General features: G+C 45.1%; 16 protein-coding genes, 1 tRNA gene and 1 pseudogene. 10 read left to right on the plus strand and 8 right to left on the minus strand.

The annotated features are described in order from the left end of the window. Positions 1–245: 245 nt before the first annotated feature. Positions 246–875 carry a nucleotide exchange factor GrpE gene (grpE, locus tag ACSAZL_RS08400; RefSeq protein ID WP_440948238.1) on the minus strand — a complete coding sequence of 210 codons (630 nt, stop codon included), beginning with the start codon at positions 873–875 and terminating at the stop codon, positions 246–248. 125 nt (positions 876–1,000) lie between these two features. Further along, positions 1,001–1,402, minus strand: a complete 402-nt coding sequence (locus tag ACSAZL_RS08405) for a heat-shock protein (RefSeq protein WP_440948239.1) — start codon at positions 1,400–1,402, stop codon at positions 1,001–1,003. Positions 1,403–2,141: 739 nt separating this feature from the next. Between ACSAZL_RS08405 and ACSAZL_RS08410 the strand changes: the two genes are divergently transcribed. From ACSAZL_RS08410 to ACSAZL_RS08445, 8 genes are all read left to right on the plus strand, one after another. Then, positions 2,142–2,390, plus strand: coding sequence for a hypothetical protein (locus ACSAZL_RS08410; RefSeq protein WP_440948240.1), 249 nt, complete (start codon positions 2,142–2,144; stop codon positions 2,388–2,390). Positions 2,391–2,521: 131 nt separating this feature from the next. Further along, entirely contained in the window at positions 2,522–3,502 is a 981-nt protein-coding gene (locus ACSAZL_RS08415; RefSeq protein WP_440948241.1) for an ATP-grasp domain-containing protein, read from the plus strand. 140 nt (positions 3,503–3,642) lie between these two features. Beyond that, a complete protein-coding gene (locus ACSAZL_RS08420; protein ID WP_440948242.1) occupies positions 3,643–4,632 on the plus strand; it encodes a hydantoinase/oxoprolinase family protein in 990 nt (329 codons plus the stop codon). A 164-nt stretch (positions 4,633–4,796) separates the two neighbouring features. Continuing rightward, complete coding sequence (locus ACSAZL_RS08425) at positions 4,797–5,465, plus strand: amino acid kinase family protein (protein WP_440948243.1); 669 nt, start codon at positions 4,797–4,799, stop codon at positions 5,463–5,465. Positions 5,466–5,653: 188 nt separating this feature from the next. Continuing rightward, entirely contained in the window at positions 5,654–5,824 is a 171-nt protein-coding gene (locus ACSAZL_RS08430) for a zinc finger domain-containing protein (protein WP_440948244.1), read from the plus strand. 92 nt (positions 5,825–5,916) lie between these two features. Then, positions 5,917–6,186, plus strand: a complete 270-nt coding sequence (locus ACSAZL_RS08435) for an elongation factor 1-beta (RefSeq protein WP_440948245.1) — start codon at positions 5,917–5,919, stop codon at positions 6,184–6,186. 61 nt (positions 6,187–6,247) lie between these two features. Next, positions 6,248–6,319: transfer RNA gene (locus ACSAZL_RS08440), tRNA-Ala, on the plus strand. Positions 6,320–7,098: 779 nt separating this feature from the next. Then, positions 7,099–7,278 carry a hypothetical protein gene (locus ACSAZL_RS08445; RefSeq protein ID WP_440948246.1) on the plus strand — a complete coding sequence of 60 codons (180 nt, stop codon included), beginning with the start codon at positions 7,099–7,101 and terminating at the stop codon, positions 7,276–7,278. A gap of 48 nt (positions 7,279–7,326) precedes the next feature. Here ACSAZL_RS08445 and ACSAZL_RS08450 read toward each other — a convergent pair whose 3' ends face one another. From ACSAZL_RS08450 to ACSAZL_RS08475, 6 genes and pseudogenes are all read right to left on the minus strand, one after another. Further along, positions 7,327–8,061 carry a HesA/MoeB/ThiF family protein gene (locus tag ACSAZL_RS08450; RefSeq protein WP_440948247.1) on the minus strand — a complete coding sequence of 245 codons (735 nt, stop codon included), beginning with the start codon at positions 8,059–8,061 and terminating at the stop codon, positions 7,327–7,329. Next, positions 8,058–8,357, minus strand: coding sequence for a MoaD/ThiS family protein (locus tag ACSAZL_RS08455; RefSeq protein ID WP_440948248.1), 300 nt, complete (start codon positions 8,355–8,357; stop codon positions 8,058–8,060). The genes ACSAZL_RS08450 and ACSAZL_RS08455 overlap by 4 nt, the downstream gene beginning before the upstream one ends. Before the next feature lie 40 nt (positions 8,358–8,397). Next, positions 8,398–10,332: an aldehyde ferredoxin oxidoreductase family protein gene (locus ACSAZL_RS08460; protein WP_440948249.1), complete on the minus strand. Its 1,935-nt coding sequence runs from the start codon at positions 10,330–10,332 to the stop codon at positions 8,398–8,400. A gap of 2 nt (positions 10,333–10,334) precedes the next feature. Beyond that, positions 10,335–10,652: a 4Fe-4S dicluster domain-containing protein gene (locus ACSAZL_RS08465; RefSeq protein WP_440948813.1), complete on the minus strand. Its 318-nt coding sequence runs from the start codon at positions 10,650–10,652 to the stop codon at positions 10,335–10,337. Positions 10,653–10,754: 102 nt separating this feature from the next. Then, positions 10,755–10,850, minus strand: a pseudogene (locus tag ACSAZL_RS08470) (hypothetical protein); the annotation flags it as partial. 565 nt (positions 10,851–11,415) lie between these two features. Beyond that, positions 11,416–11,667 carry a hypothetical protein gene (locus tag ACSAZL_RS08475; protein ID WP_440948250.1) on the minus strand — a complete coding sequence of 84 codons (252 nt, stop codon included), beginning with the start codon at positions 11,665–11,667 and terminating at the stop codon, positions 11,416–11,418. A gap of 997 nt (positions 11,668–12,664) precedes the next feature. On the opposite strand from ACSAZL_RS08475, the gene ACSAZL_RS08480 reads away from it, so the two are divergent. Continuing rightward, positions 12,665–16,177, plus strand: coding sequence for a PAS domain-containing protein (locus ACSAZL_RS08480; RefSeq protein ID WP_440948251.1), 3,513 nt, complete (start codon positions 12,665–12,667; stop codon positions 16,175–16,177). Further along, the gene (locus tag ACSAZL_RS08485) at positions 16,174–16,587 is read left to right on the plus strand and encodes a response regulator (RefSeq protein WP_440948252.1); all 414 of its coding nucleotides are present in this window, start codon (positions 16,174–16,176) and stop codon (positions 16,585–16,587) included. The genes ACSAZL_RS08480 and ACSAZL_RS08485 overlap by 4 nt, the downstream gene beginning before the upstream one ends. The last annotated feature ends 354 nt before the right edge of the window (positions 16,588–16,941 follow it).

Here is a 16,941-nt window from a genome sequence, read left to right on the forward strand (position 1 = left end):
ATTTAGTTAGGTTACCTTGTCAGGTTGTTTTTCAGATTAATCAGTTAAATTTCCGGTCAAGGAGCCCGGAAAAAACTTAATAAACTTATTTTACTTGATCGGCAGTTTCTATTTATTAGATTAGCTGCCCAGAAGGATTATTGAATTTAGTATGGGTTTGAATGCAGATTTCAAATGTAAGTTCGGTTTAAACCGCGCAAATGCAAATTCGGTTTACACATACACCGGTTTTGAATTAACCAGTTTTATTTTTCCGGCTCTTCAGGGTTTCTTGCAACTGAAACCAGAGCAGGTCTGACAACCTTCTCGTTCAGGGAATAGCCCTGTTTGTAAACCTCGACTATGGTATTATCCGGAACCTCACAGGTCTCTATGTGCTGGACAGCCTCATGTTTGTGAGGGTCAAACTCGCCTTCCTTTTCACATTTTATTCTCTCGAGCCCGTATTTTTCCAGGATAGAGAAAAACTGCTTTGAAAGCTGCTCTATTCCGCTTACAATCGAACCCATGTCTTCTGCAGTCCGTGCAGATTTAAGGGCACGGTCGAAGTTATCCGTCACTTCGACAAAGTCAAGAAGTACCTGTTCGAGCACTGCTTTTTGGTTTTCTTCCATCTGACGGGCGGTCCGTTTTCTGAAGTTCTCAAAATCCGCTGCAAGCCGGAAAAGCTGATCCTTGAGAAGTTCGTTTTCCTCTCTGCAGGCTGCCTCCTGACTCTTTTCAGCGCCGGAACCCGAAGGCTCTTTTTCAGGTTCCGTCGTTTTTTCATCGGCTTTTTCAGTAGAAGGTCCAGAGTTCCGGGCTTTGGAATTTTCAGCCTGTGTCTGGCTATCTTCTTTAGAATGCGTACTTTCCTTTTTAGTGGACTTCTTCATTTATCGATCCCCATGAAATTATTGTAACGGTTCGCTCGCCTTGATCTGTGATTGTTTGTAATTCTATAAATATTTTTCGGACAATCGAACAGTCGATCTCCCTGAGTAAGTAAAAAAAAGAAAAATCAGTAAAAGTGGTTCTGAAGTTTATAAGATAGTACTTTAAGCATTACGACGCCTGCAATCATGCAGCCTGCAACTGCCGAAATTACCTGTTCCCATCCAATTGCGGAAATTCCTCCTCCCAGAGCAAACTGCACACCTCCAACGAGGGAGACAAACACGAAGGAAAGGCCAAAACCTGCAAGTGCCCCGCCTATAATGGAACTCAGGGTGTCCAATCCCTGCCTCTCATAAAAGACCATCCCTCCTATAAACATAACAGCAAAGATCATGAGTACAAATGCCGACGGCAGGGGGCTTGATTTGGTAGAAAATATGTCAAATACCCCTAAACCCATATCAACCAGGAATATGCCCATAAGAACCGCAATAGCAAGAGTTTTGACAAAAGGATTTTCAAACAAAGACTGAGAATTCGGGTTTCTGCTGTTGATTTTACCAGCCACCATCAAGATTATTTATTTACCTTTTATGCTATAAACTATATAAATTATATAAACCTTTACTTACGTAACAGGATTAGTTACCTCTTTCCCATTTTTCCTTCAACTCCCTCCATCAGTTTACTTAGCTAATTTTTCCGTAGCCCGCTTCTTTAAACCTTTTTAATCTGTAATTTCTATAATGCCTCCTCCCGCATGTGTTGGGCTTTCTCCCGATAAGAAGAAAGAAATATAAAGGAGAAAGAAAAGTCCTGAGATCGCAGCGATAATCAATAAAATCAGACGCTTAAAGGGTAATTTTCAGGTCGATATTGAATTTTGTTCTGACTGCATTTCCACTGCGCCCTTATTTGACTATTACTTTCCAGCTTTTAATTCTTGCAATTTTTTTTGGAATGAAAGTACTGTGATTTAAAAAGTACTTTATTCCTTTGTGCCTGTTATTTGAAGAATTTCATGCTTGTTTTTTCTCTTCTTTTTGTCTTTTGGGAAAGACCGCTCTCCTGCATCAAGCGGGACAAAAACGACTCAGTATAGTGAATAGGGTTGTACTGGTTAAATAGATCCATAATTTAGTCCACTTGAGCGAAACTAACTGTAAAAACCCATCAAGTAGTCCGCTTGAGCGCAGCTCACTACCATAACCCAAAATTGGCCCTCTTGAGCAAAGCTTATTGCTCAAATCCATAACTTAGTCTGCTTGAGCGCAGCTCACTACTTTATCCCAAAATTGGCCCTCTTGAGCGAAGCGAAAAGGGCAGCGTACTGCAGAGCCGCAACTCTGCCGAAACAGACCGCGCATTGCAGAGCCGCAATTCTGCCGAAACAGACCTCGTGCTGTTGCGATTACATCGCAACTCCCAGAAAATCTACGATTTCCTGCGATCCCGAGGCGAAACTCGGGACGCGAAACTCGGAAAAGGAAGTTATGAATCTACTCCAAAAGTAAGTCCTCTTGAGCGAAACGAAGTGGAGCGAAAAGGACCTCGTGCTCCCGAAGCGAAACTCGGGACGCGAAACTCGGGAAGCGAAACTCGGGAGACAAAAAGTATTATAAAATAACCGGGTTTTTCTTCTCCGATGAAAATCCTGATTGCAGAATTCGCTGTCGGTACGGATATCGAAAAGTCCCTTATCCCGGAAGGGGCAGCTATGTTAAAAACACTTGCAGAAAGCTTTGTCCGGGTGGGGCATAAGGTGTACTATCCGTCTGCAGGTACGGAGATAGGTGCAGGCACTTCCTTGAAATCCACGGCTGAAAACTTCAGGCAGGTAGTTGAAAGGGAGGCAAGGAAATGTGATGCCGGACTGCTTATTGCCCCCGACGGAATGCTTCCCGAGCTGAACCGGATCCTTGAAGAAAACACCGTAAACCTGGGGTGTTCACCTGAATCGGCAGCCTGCTGTGCGGATAAAGTCCTGTGCACAGGAGCCCTGAAAAAGGCCGAAATTAAAGCTCCCGGGATTGCGGAAAAAGCTGAAAAGGGCAAAAAGTACGTCATAAAGCCAAGGTTCGGGTGCGGGGCAGAGGCAACATCTCTTGTTAAGGAATTCGAAAAGACAGAAGCTTTCATTGCAAATGATTGCATCGCAAGCGAATATATTGAAGGAAAACACCTGAGTGTAAGCCTCATTGCAGGAAAAAAGCCGCTTCCACTTACTGTAAACCGCCAGTTCATCGAGTTTGGGGAGAAAAAGGACCGGGAAGGCGAAAATTCTGAGATAATCGGAGTCTCGGGCATAAAATACAATGGCAGCCTGACTCCGTACCAGACCTCCAGAAAAGAGGAACTCTACGAAACTGCTATCTCTGCGGTAAAATGTCTGGGTTGTTTTGGGTATGTGGGTGTGGATATCGTACTTTCGGATCTTCCGTACATCGTTGATGTGAACCCAAGACCTACGGCTTCATTATTCGGGATTAGCAGGGTCATGAAGGAAGAAATCGGCGATCTTCTTCTCAAGAATAGATTCGGTGAACTCCCAGATTCCGTGCGGATCGAAGGGGAATATCATTTTTCAAAAGATATGCTTGGAGAGCTTTTCGTAAGGAATCGATAACAGAAGAATTATGGTTAGTTATAACAGGGGAAGTGTATTGAGTTATAACAGGAAACTTGTGGAGAATTAAAACACGGAAAAGTGTGGAGAATTATAAGTGTAATATTTACGGAACTATAAATACGGGGAAAGGAATTAAAATGAATTCAAAAATCATAGGGCTTGACATTGGAGGGGCTAACACAAAGCTTGCTTCTGCGGACGGGACTCTTGTGGAACTTCACTACCTGCCTCTCTGGAAAAACACCAGGCTTCCTGAGGTCTTAAAAGAGATTGCACAAAGGCTGAAGCCTGAAGGGGTAGCTGTTGTGATGACAGGAGAGCTTGCGGACTGTTTTGAAGACAAGGAGCAGGGCATCCGTTTCATAAAAGAAACCGTTGATTCGGCTTTCGGTTCTGAGAATATTTTGTATATAAACAGTCAGGGAAGGTTCCAGAATGAAGCCGATTCCCTGAGAGAGCTTGCTGCTGCAAACTGGGCAGCTTCTGCGAGGTTGATCGGAGAAGAGATCGGAGACTGTATTTTTGTTGATGTTGGCAGTACCACAAGCGATATCATCCCTATCGTATCTGGGGCACACAGGGCAGGGCTTACGGACTTTGAACGCCTGCTCAGGAGCGAACTTGTATACGCAGGCACCCTCAGGACAAACCTCGCCGCCCTTCTTGAAAAGGTAAAGCTTGAGAAAGGCGTGTGCAGGACCTCCTCGGAGCTCTTTGCAACGACAGCAGATGCTTACCTCATCCTCGGAAGAATCGAGGAAGCTGCATACACCTGTGAGACGGCTGACGGAGCAGGCAGGGGCAGAACGGATGCCATGCGCAGAATTGCAAGGGTGGTCTGTGCAGACCTTTCAGAGATAGGGGACAGGGAAATCTACGAGATTGCAGAGCAGGTAAAAGAAAAACAGGTCTCTACCCTGGCTGAAGCGATCTTCGAAGTTGCGGAAAGAAACGGGCTTAACAGGATTGTATCTGCGGGCCTGGGAGAATTCCTTATAAAGGAAGCTGCAGAAAGGCTCGGATTTGAATGCATTTCGGTTTCCGGGCGCTGGGGAGAAGAAATCTCAAAGGTTTTCCCGGCATACGCTGCCGCTCGCTTGATGGCAGCCGAAAAGTCCGAAAAGTAAAATTCAGAGAACCAGTTCCCATTAAGAAATCAAATCTGTTTCCCTTAAAAATTCGAGTCAATTTTCCCTAATGAATTAGCCGTAACTGAAAACTATTCTCCGAAAACCTTAACTGAAAAATTTAACCAAAAAGCCTGAACGAAAGAGAAATCTCCATGAAAGCCATGCGGGTAGTTATTAAAGTGGGAGGAAGCCTGATCAGTGAAGCCCCGGAGCTTCTTGACAGGCTCGTAAAAGAATTTGGCTCCGGATCTTCGGAAGCTGCTGCTGAGGAACAGGTTTCCGCAAGCCCTCTTTTTTCCATCCTTATCGTACCGGGAGGCGGGGTATTTGCAGACGCCGTAAGGAGCGCTGACAGGAGGTTCGGGCTTGGAGACGATGCAGCTCACTGGATGGCTGTGCTTGGCATGGAGCAATACGCCTGCTACCTGCAGGACAAAAGCCGGGCTCGGGTTACGGATGCAATTAAAGAACTACATTACGGAGTTTCGATTCTTTTTCCCTACAGGCTGCTGAAGTCTGAAGATCCTCTGCCTCACTCCTGGGAAGTAACTTCGGACACAATTGCTGCCTGGGTTGCGAAGCAGACCGGAGCCCTCTTCATCAAGGTTACGGATGTTGACGGAATTTTCAGAGAAGGAAAACTGGTCAGGGAGATTTTTGCCTACGATTTTTCAGAAAATTATGAAAGCTGCATCGACCCTTTCCTGCCCGGGTTCCTTCTGAAAAACAGAATGGAGTGCAGAATTATTAACGGGAAATTTCCTGAGAGGGTGATTCAGGCGGTATACGGGAAGCCTGTACTCTGTACTGCGGTAAAGGGGAATATTTAAATTGTATATCGTATATGACTAGGGAGAGAAGCAAACCGTGTCCAAAAAGCATCATTACATTCAGTTAATCAGACTTGTTGATGTTAACACAGGTGCCGAAAAAAGCAGGACATGAAGCTTAAGGGAGGTACCTGATTTACCGGTTAATTCATTGCAGTTCACTATAGAAATAATTCAGGAGAATAAAAATGTCATCACAGAAAGTTGAATACTGTACCTCATGCGGAACCCGTCTTGTGGAGAAAGGCTACGTGAAGTTCCCCTGCCCCCAGTGCGGAGCAGAGATCGGAAGATGTACAAGCTGCAGGCAGCAGGGTAACGTATATACCTGCCCGAAGTGCGGATTTAAAGCTCCGTGATTTTGGCAAGCGTGTCAGAAGCTCCAGAAGCTCATATTGAAAGCAGTTTGAATTTGTTCATGGAACCATAATAGATAACAAGAGGGATTGAAATGGGTGATGTTGCAGCAAAAATTAAGATTATGCCAGAAGGCGTTGACACCGACCTTGTAGAGCTGAAAGAGAAAATAAAAGCCGTAATTCCTGCAGGGGCAGACCTTCACGGAGATATTGTTGAGGAACCTATCGCTTTTGGCTTGAAGGCTCTGATTGTAACATTAATCGTTAACGACGAAGAAGGCGGAACCGAACCTGCGGAAGAAGCCTTTGCAAAAGTTTCCGGCGTCGAGACTGTTCAGGTTCAGGAAGCCTACCGCATCTGAGAAGGGAAAAAAGAACCGGACAATGTGTCCGACTTTTTTCATCATTCTCTTTTCAAAATAAGGGCTCGTAGATCAGGGGTAGATCGTTACGTTCGCAACGTAAAGGCCGCGGGTTCAAATCCCGCCGAGTCCACTTAAAAACTTTTAATAGTGATTATCAATACTACTTTTCTATACTATATCTTTTATGCATATGGACTGATTTAAAAATGGATTTCAGAGTCATGACCATCTGATCATGGAATGTCGGATAATACATTTCCCTGCCCCGTGAAACATCTTAGTGATTTTAATATACCATGCTCAATATTTTTTCCAGGCAAGTTATTTATTTAGCTCCAAAATAAATATGATTATCTTGCATAGTGCTGGTGTTATTTGAAAAGGAGAGCTTATGAAACATTTCATTACATAGGACACGCCTGTTACGGAAGAGGCGCTTAATGTCATTGCATATTTACCCACGAAAAGTCTCCCTACGATAGTTGAAGATAAATTCTTCGTTAAATGAGTGACCACAATATTATGCGTATTGAAGTTTTACTTGCGTAAAAAAGCTATGATGAAGGCGGCTGTCCCATCGGTGGCGTAATCATTGATAACAAAACGCGCCGGATCGTCGGAAAAGGGCATAATACGCTTGTGCAGGATAACGCCCCTTACAACCACGGTGAAACTTCGGCATACGCGATGAGGGACGGCAGGACTTTAGCTATACCACGATTTTCACAACGCTCGGCCAGTCGGAAAAGGGCATAATACGCTTGTGCAGGATAACGCCCCTTACAACCACGGTGAAACTTCGGCATACGCGATGAGGGACGGCAGGACTTTAGCTATACCACGATTTTCACAACGCTCGGCCAATGTGATATTTGCGCTACGTTGACATATATGCGCCAATTCGACTGCGTGGTTGTCGGCGATGTTACAAACGCCTCGGGAAACGAACAGATGCTGCGCAAGAGGGGCGTCAAGGTTGATATCCTTGAAGACCCTGTGGGAATAGCACTGTATGCGAAATATCGGGCCGAAAAGCCGGAGCTCGACATGGAAGATTGGAAGGGTTTGGCTGCCGTTCGCAAGGCCTGACCGACCCACTTAAAAAGTTCTAATATTTCTAAAAGTAAAGAAGAGTTTTTAGCTTTCAGCCCGGACATTCATGCAGGCAGGACAGCGGATATTTTTCTTTACGGGAATCTTCAGGACCCTGGAGAAAGCCAGGTCGTAAATGATCCTCTCCCCGATTGCTGGGTCTCCCAATTGCGTCAGGTTGAGGATAGCAGCCGCTGCCATAGCGGTTCCGACCAGGCCAGTAGTCACTCCCATAACAGGCGTGATATCGAGCTCGGGAAAGTTTTCGTCCAGTGCACATGCCAAACATGCACTTTTGCCAGGAATCACCGTTAATATTTCGCCGCTGAAGTCCTGTGCAAAGCCGTGGGCTGCAGGAATTCCCAGCCTCAGGCAAACCCGGTTGACCGCCAGACGATCAGCATTCCGATCGAAGCAGTCAAGAACGAACTGACAACCTTTCAGCAGGGTAAGCATATCACTTTCTGTCAGGTCTTTGGCTACGACCTTAGCCTTCATGTCGGGATTCAGAGATAGCAGTCGTTTACCGGCTGCCTCTGCCTTGAGACTACCCAGGTCTCCTACGCAGAAGAGTATCTGGCGGTTAAGGTTGCTGATCTCCACAACATCCCGATCGACTAAAATCAGGCTCCCTACACCCGCAGCCGCCAGGTAGAGGGCAGCAGGGCCACCCACACCACCCAGACCCAGAACAGCCACCTGGCTTTCTGAAAGACTACGCTGCCCCTCATTCCCGAAACCTGGTATTAAGATCTGCCGGGACCATCTATCCTGGCTCATGCAGCTCCTCCCATCACACCAAAAGAGACCGTGTCCCCTTCTTTAAGGGCAGTCTCCAATCCTCGGGGAAACTTCTGGATATTATTCAGGTCCAGGACATTAAGACAGACATTCGCATACTCCTTATCGCTGTAAAGGGGTCGGATGAAGCAAAGTTGCGAGAATTTGTAGCCGTATCTCCCGGATAGGATTTCTATAAGATCCTTAACCTTTTGTCCTTCTTTTACTTCCAGGGTCTCATACAGCTTCTTCGTCACTGTAGAGAAAAAGCCATAGTATCGAACAGTCACCTGCATTTTTTCCTAACCCCATGAGTTCAGGCTGCCTCTAAGTGTTTTACAGTTTTTCTGCCATCTGCACTTTTTTCCGGTATTCTTCCCGGCAAGACTCCAGGTCTCCGGTAACATCCTCCAGACCATACTCCGTAAGGACTTCAGGAAGAGGAAAACCTGTCTTTCTATCCCAACCACGCACATCATAGTAGCGAGGAATCAGATCCGCCTCCGGGAAGACCGTGCCTTTATTCGGGCCGTCAGGCATGGGTTCCTGGGTGAACCTCTTTGGACACCGGTCTTCCATACACCCTACGAGGAGGCGGTTCCAGTAGGCTCTCTCCAGGTGTACTATCCTTCCGCCGATCTTGAGCAGGTCATCCGTAGAGATGTTCATGCCCGTAGCCGCAGATAGTAGCCGCACCATGTCTTCGGGCTGAACGGCAAAAGACCAGCTGTGTGTGAAGGTGCACTGCGTAAGGCTATCACCTACTGCTTTGAGGTCCTCGGAATATTTCTCCATTTCCGGCTTTTTAACTGGAGACAAACTGTCCTCCGCTTCCCTTGTTCCCAGGATCTTCTCTACCAGGCCGGGATAAAAGGCACCGGTCAGCTCCAGGCAGGGCAGGCCCTGGAGATGGTCACCGCCCCTGCGGCCAGTGGCAAACCCTATTCCAAAGGCGAAGCCAAGCCCGCGAGGATCGTCCTGGGACATGTCGTGGCCCTTTACAGAGATAGAAAAATCTTTACCTCTGCTCATAAGCTCTGCTGCCCGACTGGATCCTTCAGCCAGGATATTGCCAAAGCCCTCTCGGAAAGCGATCATTCTGATAAGTCGGTCGATTAAAGTCTGATCTCCCCAATCAAGTATAAGGCCGTTCGTGTCTTCCTGGGTCAGCAAGCCCTTTTCCCAGCACTCCATAGCCCAGGCGATAGCTCCCCCACAGGAACACGAATCCAGGCCCAGCTCATTGACCAGCTTACTATTATGCACTACCTTGTCCATGTCAAGGAGGCCGATGCGCGGCCCTACGGCTGTCAGAGTCTCGTACTCCGGTCCTCCGGTGATTTCGCCTGCATACTTGCCCTCCCTTATTTTACTGAACCTGCCGCATGATATAGGGCAGGCAAAGCAGCCTTCCCGGTGAGAAAGGAAATTATCCCTATGGTTTTCGCCACTGAGCTTACTGGCATCCGGATGGAAGCCTTTCTGAAAGTTGTGCCAGCAGAACCAGCCCTGTTCATAATTAGCGGGCATTGTTAGAAGCCAGGTGCCCTGATCATAGAGCATCTGAACCATCAAATCTCGCTTCAGTCTTTCGCGGATATCAGCACAGACCTGGTAAAACTCTTCCGGGCGGGAAAATGTTACAGGTCTTGTGCCTCGAACGGCTACTGCCTTCAAATTCTTGGAGCCCATTACAGCGCCAATTCCTGCCCTTGCGGCTGCTCTATGTATGTCATTCAGGATGCAAGCATATCTGACCAGGTTCTCTCCGGCCGGACCAATCAAAGCGACGTGGATCTCCTTTGATCCCAGCTCCTCCTTAATAATCGCGTCCGCCTCCGGGATAGTCTTGCCCCAGAGGTGCCCGGCGTCCCTTATCTCCACATGCTCATCATCTATCCAGAGGTAAACAGGTCTGGTTGCTTTTCCTTCTACTACCAGCTGGTCGTAGCCTGCAAACTTTAGCTCAGGACCCCAGTGGCCGCCCATATTCGCGTCCCCAAAGCCCCCACCTAATGGTGATTTGGCGGTTACTGTAGTCCGGCCGCTCGAAGGTGCGAAGGTTCCAGTTAATGGTCCAACGCCAAAGATCAGCTTGTTCTCCGGGCTTATAGGGTCCGCATCCGGTCCCACTTCACGGTATAGAAGTTCGGAGTTAAAACCGCGACCTCCAAGCCATTTTTCCCTATAAGATTTCTCGATCTCCTCAACCTTAACCGCACCCTTGCTCAGGTCTATTCTTAGCCTTCTGCCCGTCCAACCATCGACCATCTTTATCTCTCCTCGGTGGTTAGAATTACTTTATTTGCTATTTCTCGACGCTTTTCCATGAGGAATTCGTCCACACTCCGGAAAGTGAGGGCTCCGGATGGGCAGAATCTGGCGCACTGAGGATCTCCGTCACATAGATCGCACTTGAAGGCCACCTTTTTCACAGGATGGAAGCCCATGGAAGGACAGGCCATTAAACAGGAACGACATCCTATGCAAAGGGATTCCTCAACAAAAACTGCTCCAGTGTTCTCGTTCAGTCTGATGGCCCCCTGGTCACAGGCTGCCAAACACTGGGGCTTATTGCACTGGGAACACACCGATGGAAAGTTCCTCCCCAGGGCCTCGTATTTTACTACCCTCATGCGTGATAGCACTGGATTGCACTCACCCTCGTGATATAAGGAGCAAGCCATCTCACATGTCCTGCAGCCCGTACACCTAGAAGGGTCTGTCAGCAACGACCTTAAACCCATAAAAATCACCAACCTTGTTCTATAATGCCTTATTCTGTACATTGTCTATTTCTCTGTACATCTTATATAACACTTTGCAAATTAATGGGTGATATCACAAAAATGAGAAAGGTGTTCCTCACGGTCTGGTCTTGGTGTGGTTGTTGAAATAAACCCTGAACTTTCTTAAACTATCTCCTGTGGAAAACCCATATTCTCATGCCTCAAAGGAGAACCCTCTACCTGGTCAGTATTTGTTCCTGATTATGGCGTTCCTTCCGGGAACATTCCAGAACGGTTCTTCACGCGATCCGCATTTTAAGGAAAACAGGAAAGGGATGAAAATAATTTATACACGTATTAAAATAAATATTAAAGTGTGGGTAAAATATATAACTTTTAAAAGTTATATTCTTTAAATGTGAAATATAATTAAAATGTAGTGTAAGGGAGGCAAAACAACGGATTATATGCCATCAAGGTGTGGAGAATGCAAAAGATATAACAGATCCTATGCATTTTGCCAGAGGCTAATGGAATACGTTTCTCCGGATGAAACGGAATTCAGATGCCTGAAAAAAGAAAATGGAACAGGATTGGAAATTTTTTCATAAAAGCTTCGAAATGACTACTTCTTCATGCTCTTCAGAATAATTCCTCTGGCAGGGAGGCCCGCTGTAACAGTCCCGATACTCAACAGAGAATTCCTGTTCCCACTTGCCTCAGGTTCTTCAGTTTCATTCCCTTTCTGGATATCTACCTCCGCCGTGTCAAAATCGATTCCTTTTGTGATAGTCAACCTTTCAACCCTGGATCGCATCAGGATAGTAAACCCTCCGATGGAAGGATATCCGGAAGCTCTTTTATCATCCAGACGCATTTACCGGAATTCGTTCATCGTTCGGATATGTCCCTGGCTGCACTATTATAGTGTTACCAATAATGTCACCACCAACGACATCGTTTAAAGCTGCCTGGATAGTTGCGTAATTCCCGGGCCGTCATCATCAACCGTAAAGGTTGTGGCGGCGGCACACCCAGCAAAGGCATGGAGAGCAAGAGCTGCAGCAAAAAGAATTGACAATATCTTTTTTTCCAGAATAACACCCTTAAATCTTTTTTCTGGTATTGAGCACATCATAGGGGGTGGATTTTTTTTGTGCTTATTTTGAGGGAACTTAAGATTAGCTTGGTAGTAGCAACTTATTATAAATGGATTTAAAACCTGCTTTCAGTGGATGGAGTATAATTATTTTTTTATATCTGTTTCATTGATTAAAATTTATGTAAGTAATAATTAATTTTGTCTACATACATTGGAGTTTTTTTTGCAATTTTTGTAAATATTTTTATATTGTTTATGAGGTTTTAAGCTCTTCTGGCATCTTTTATTGCATAAATTTCTTACTAACTGTCAAAAGAATGAAAACAATTAAATACAAATAACTCTTTTTAAATATTAGTGTGGTTATCCCACGCTAGAATAACCCCCTCAGATGGCCAGGGAAAGTTGAAGCTCCCCCTGGCCACCTATAATACATTATTTTAAAGGAGAGCTTTCAATTGAACTTCTCTATTTGGTATTTTTGCCGTACAGATCCGAACATTTCAAAATCCTGTATTACATCATATCCTTTTTAAATAATGGATACATAACAGAGCAACAAATATTTTTTTTGCAATAAAATCCCGAGATGCCGGATTGAAGGGAGTAAATAGCGGAAAAATGGGAAAATCCGCAAGGCTATTTTTACCCTTTTTTAAGCTAAAACGTGGTTCTCACTCTGTGATCCAGAAGACTAAGGCAAAAGTGAAAAATGGGGGACTGGAAGATTAAATGTAACGGCTTGCCCGAGAAAAAGGAAGAGACTGGGCAATTGGATAGGGTAACCTCAATAGAGCTGCAAGAAAAAACAGTAGAGCCTTTACCTCCGGAGAACCCTAACCCCGTCCTCAGAGTAGAAAAGGACGGCAAGGTTATTTATGCCAACGGGGCAGCCTGCTTTCTTCTTGAGCACTGGGGTATAAAAGAAGGAAACGAGCTTCCTCAAGCACTGAGGCACGATATAAGAAGGATTTTTTCCCGGGAAAAGCCTGAAAATCTTGAAATCAGCACAGAGAAAGCTACGTATACTCTGATGCTTTATCCTCGTCCGGAAGACGAGTGCATAGACATCTACGGGTTTGACATAAGTTCCAGGGTGCGGGCTGAAGAGGAACTCAGGTCCCGACATGAGAAGCTGGAAAAACTTGTTGAACTGAGAACCCTTGAGTGCGCAGAAGCAAAAGATAAACTTGCACGGGAAGTAATCGAGAAAACGAAAGTTGAAAAAACCCTCCGGAATAATCTCCAGTTTCTGGAGTCCCTTCTGGACAACATTCCAAGCCCTGTATTCCAGAGGGATAGAAATGAAACTTATGTAAATTGTAATGAGAGTTTTGCCAGGCAAATCATGGGGCTTCCAAAGGAGCTGGTCATAGGAGGGTCGTTCTCCGAGTTTCAGAAGAGAGTTCCAAAAGAGCTTGCTGAGATCTACCATAAACATGACAGGGAACTTCTTGATCGTGGGGGGGATCATTACTGCGAGACCAGGGTTATCTGCGCTGACGGCGTAAACAGAGATTTCCTGTTCCACAAGGCCACTTATGATGATAGTTCCGGAGAGATTGCCGGAGTTGTGGGCGTAATTCTGGATATTACTCAGCGCAAAGAAGCTGAAAAAACTTACAGGAATAGCGAGGAGAGATACAGGATTGCTGCCGAGCAAACAGGACAGCTCGTTTATGATTATGAGGCCGAATCAAATAAAATTGACTGGGCTGGAGCAATCTCGCAGCTTACAGGCTACAGCCCTGGTGAGTTCAGTCGGGTAGATCTGAAAGGGTGGATAGACAACGTTCATCCGGAAGACCGCGAAAATGCATGGAAATCGCATGAAAAGTGTATGAAAAACGGGGGAAAATATCTCGAAGAATACAGGTTCAGAAGAAAAGACGGAAGCTACTTCCATGTAGAAGATAGCGGCGTGTATCTTCAGGATGACCTTTCCCAGGTTTACCGAATCGTGGGGGTAATAAAAGATATTACGGAAAGAAAACTTGCCAGGGAAACACTTGAAAGAAGTGAAGAGAGATTCCGCATTAGCACGGAACAGACCGGGCAGCTTGTTTATGATTATAATGCGGAGAACAATCAAATTTCCTGGGCCGGAGCAATAGAAGAACTTACAGGTTACAGTTTTGAAGAGTTTCAGAGTTTTACTCCCAAAGTATGGGCTCAGCACATCCATTTTGATGACCGGGAAAAAATAGTAAAAGCCCATACAAGGTGCATTAAAAATGGAGGGAAATTCTTTGAAGAGTACAGGTTCAGAAGAAAAGATGGAAGCTACATCTGTTTTGAAGACGGCGGCGTTTTCCTGAAAGCCGGGGGTAGAGGCGTATACAGGGTTCTTGGGGTAATAAAAGATATCACTGATCGAAAACTTGCCCATGAGAAACTGGCAAAGAGCGAGAACCGCTACCGTTTGATTGCAGAAAAAACTAAAATGCTTTTATATCATGATAATTACGCGGAAGACAAAACTGACTGGGCAGGAGCAATTCCCCAGATTACAGGGTATAGCAGGGAAGAGTTCCAGAAAGTTAGGGTCGATGGGTGGTTGAACCTGGTCCACCCGGAAGACTTCCCAAAGATTAGGGACGTTCACGAATATTGTCTGCAGCATGGGGGGGATTTCCACCAGAACTACAGGTTCAGGAGGAAGGATGGAACTTACTTCTATGTAGAGGACGAAGGAGTTTACCTGAAAGATGAAAAAGGCTGTGTGTATATGGCAGCCGGAGTGATAAAAGACATCACAGAGAAGAGATCTGTTCAGGAAAAACTTCAGGAAAGTGAAGAGAGGTTCAGAATAGCTGCCGAACAGACCGGGCAGATAGTGTTTGAACATGATCACGGGGAGAAAATGATCAAGTGGGCAGGAGCTATTCTGGATGTCACAGGATATACAGTAGATGAGTTTAGTAAATTCGACTACGTTTCATGGGAAAACCATATCCATCCTGAAGACCGGGAAAGAACCCTTGGTGAAATAAGGAGATTTCAGAAAACCGACGATAAATTCCGTATTGAGTACAGGTTCAGGAAGAAGGATGGAACCTATATCCATGTGGAAGACAGCGGGGTTTACCAGAGGAACGAAGACGGAAATATTCTAAGGTCTTTAGGTGTAATAAAAGATATCACAGGCATAAAACTGGCTTCTGAAAAACTGAAAGAAAGCGAAGCTCGCTATCGATCCTTCATGAAAAACTTCCGAGGAATTGCCTTCCAGCTGGGACTTGACTTCGCTCTGATTCTCATAGACGGCAATACAGAAGAAACTACGGGTTACCGAAGAGAAGACTTCCTCTCCGGAAAAACCAGCTGGTACCAGCTTGTTCATCCCGTAGATGTAGGCAGGCTTTTTGAGAATAGAGAGAGATTGGTAAACGACCCCTGGCTCTTAATAGAGCATGAGTACCGGATAAGGCACAGGGGTGGAAAACTAAGGTGGGTTCGTGAGGTTATCCAGAATGTTTCCGATCCATCTGGAAAAAAAAGAATTCTCCAGGGGATAATCTATGATATTAACAAGCAAAAAGAAGCTGAAGAATCTCTTACAAAATCGGAAGAAATCCGTAAAAAAGAAATACACCACAGGATAAAAAACAACCTTCAGGTAATCTCAAGTCTCCTCGAACTTCAGGCAGAGAAGTTTAACGATATCGACGTTCTTGAAGCCTTCCGGGAGAGCCAGAACCGGGTTGCTACGATGGCGATAATTCATGAGGAACTGTACAGGTCCCGAGATAACGAGACTCTGGATTTTTCAGCTTACCTTAAGAAACTGACTGCAGACCTGTTCCACTCATACACTGTCCGAAAAGGGGACGTCAATATGCAGCTCAACATCGAAGAGATTTTCCTTGGAATGGATACTGCGGTTCCTCTCGGGATAATCATCAATGAGCTTGTATCCAATTCTCTGAAACACGCGTTTCCATCAGGCAGGAAAGGTGAGGTTTGCATCAGTCTCTGCAGAACAGAAGAAAATAATGAAAATAAAAGTATAAGTAATATCATCAATAATATGGATTCTAAGAGTCCAGTAGATAAAAATACACAGTACATACTGGTAGTTTCGGATAATGGGTTGGGTTTTCCGGAAAATGCTGATTTCAGGAACACGAGCTCTCTGGGTCTCCAGCTGGTAAATATACTTGTTGAGCAACTGGAGGGTACGATTGAACTTGAAAATGGTTCTGGAACTAAGTTCAAGATCTGGTTTAAAGAGCCCTGCCAGTCATCTGAAAGAGTATCCAGTGTTAAAGGGGAGATAAAATGAAAAAAGCAAAAATTCTGGTTGTTGAAGACCAGAACATTGTTGCTCTGAATATCAGAAATAAACTCAAAAATCTGGGTTATACCGTACCCGGTACTGCATCCACAGGAGAGGAAGCAATAAGAAAAGCAGAGTTAACAAATGCGGATCTTGTTTTGATGGATATCATGTTGAAAGGGGATATGGATGGAATTGAAGCTGCTCGTGAAATAAAAGCCCGCCTTAAAATTCCTGTCCTGTATCTGACAGCTTACACTGATGATGAAACCCTTGAAAGGGCTAAAATGACGGAACCGGCAGGATACATTTCCAAGCCTTTCAAAGAAGAAGACCTGCACAGTAATATCGAGATGGCACTCCATAAACACAGAGCCGAAAAAAAAGAGATTGAGAGCTCTGGCGGCGACGAATAAAACACTCCCATGTTGACGAATATAACTCTTCGGCGTCGATGAATAAAAACCCCTCCGTATATCACAAAAGCCCGTACCCGCCTAAAACCAATCTAAGGCGGATACATATTTCCTAAAAAATTCTAAAATTTAATAGCCTTTCTCAAGAATTCCGCTTTTCATTTTTACCTCTTTTGTTTTCCATCGTTTTTTAAAAAATGAAAATGTTACATGAGTATTTCTTCGGGCAGTACGGGTCGTATCTGTTTTTCAGGCAAGAAAAAGAATAGACCCGAGCTTATTTGCGACAGGGTTAAATATTTAATCCGATAAAACATTGTTTAACTGATTTATAAATTTAAGTACGTTTTCCGG

Source organism: Methanosarcina mangrovi (assembly GCF_052057765.1).
GTDB lineage: Archaea > Halobacteriota > Methanosarcinia > Methanosarcinales > Methanosarcinaceae > Methanosarcina.

Coding starts and splice junctions, on each gene's coding strand:
- grpE (WP_440948238.1), bottom strand. CDS start 875: ATGAAGAAGTCCACTAAAAAGGAAAGTACGCATTCTAAAGAAGATAGC.
- ACSAZL_RS08415 (WP_440948241.1), top strand. CDS start 2,522: ATGAAAATCCTGATTGCAGAATTCGCTGTCGGTACGGATATCGAAAAG.
- ACSAZL_RS08420 (WP_440948242.1), top strand. CDS start 3,643: ATGAATTCAAAAATCATAGGGCTTGACATTGGAGGGGCTAACACAAAG.
- ACSAZL_RS08425 (WP_440948243.1), top strand. CDS start 4,797: ATGCGGGTAGTTATTAAAGTGGGAGGAAGCCTGATCAGTGAAGCCCCG.
- ACSAZL_RS08430 (WP_440948244.1), top strand. CDS start 5,654: ATGTCATCACAGAAAGTTGAATACTGTACCTCATGCGGAACCCGTCTT.
- ACSAZL_RS08435 (WP_440948245.1), top strand. CDS start 5,917: ATGGGTGATGTTGCAGCAAAAATTAAGATTATGCCAGAAGGCGTTGAC.
- ACSAZL_RS08450 (WP_440948247.1), bottom strand. CDS start 8,061: ATGAGCCAGGATAGATGGTCCCGGCAGATCTTAATACCAGGTTTCGGG.
- ACSAZL_RS08455 (WP_440948248.1), bottom strand. CDS start 8,357: ATGCAGGTGACTGTTCGATACTATGGCTTTTTCTCTACAGTGACGAAG.
- ACSAZL_RS08460 (WP_440948249.1), bottom strand. CDS start 10,332: ATGGTCGATGGTTGGACGGGCAGAAGGCTAAGAATAGACCTGAGCAAG.
- ACSAZL_RS08475 (WP_440948250.1), bottom strand. CDS start 11,667: ATGCGTCTGGATGATAAAAGAGCTTCCGGATATCCTTCCATCGGAGGG.
- ACSAZL_RS08485 (WP_440948252.1), top strand. CDS start 16,174: ATGAAAAAAGCAAAAATTCTGGTTGTTGAAGACCAGAACATTGTTGCT.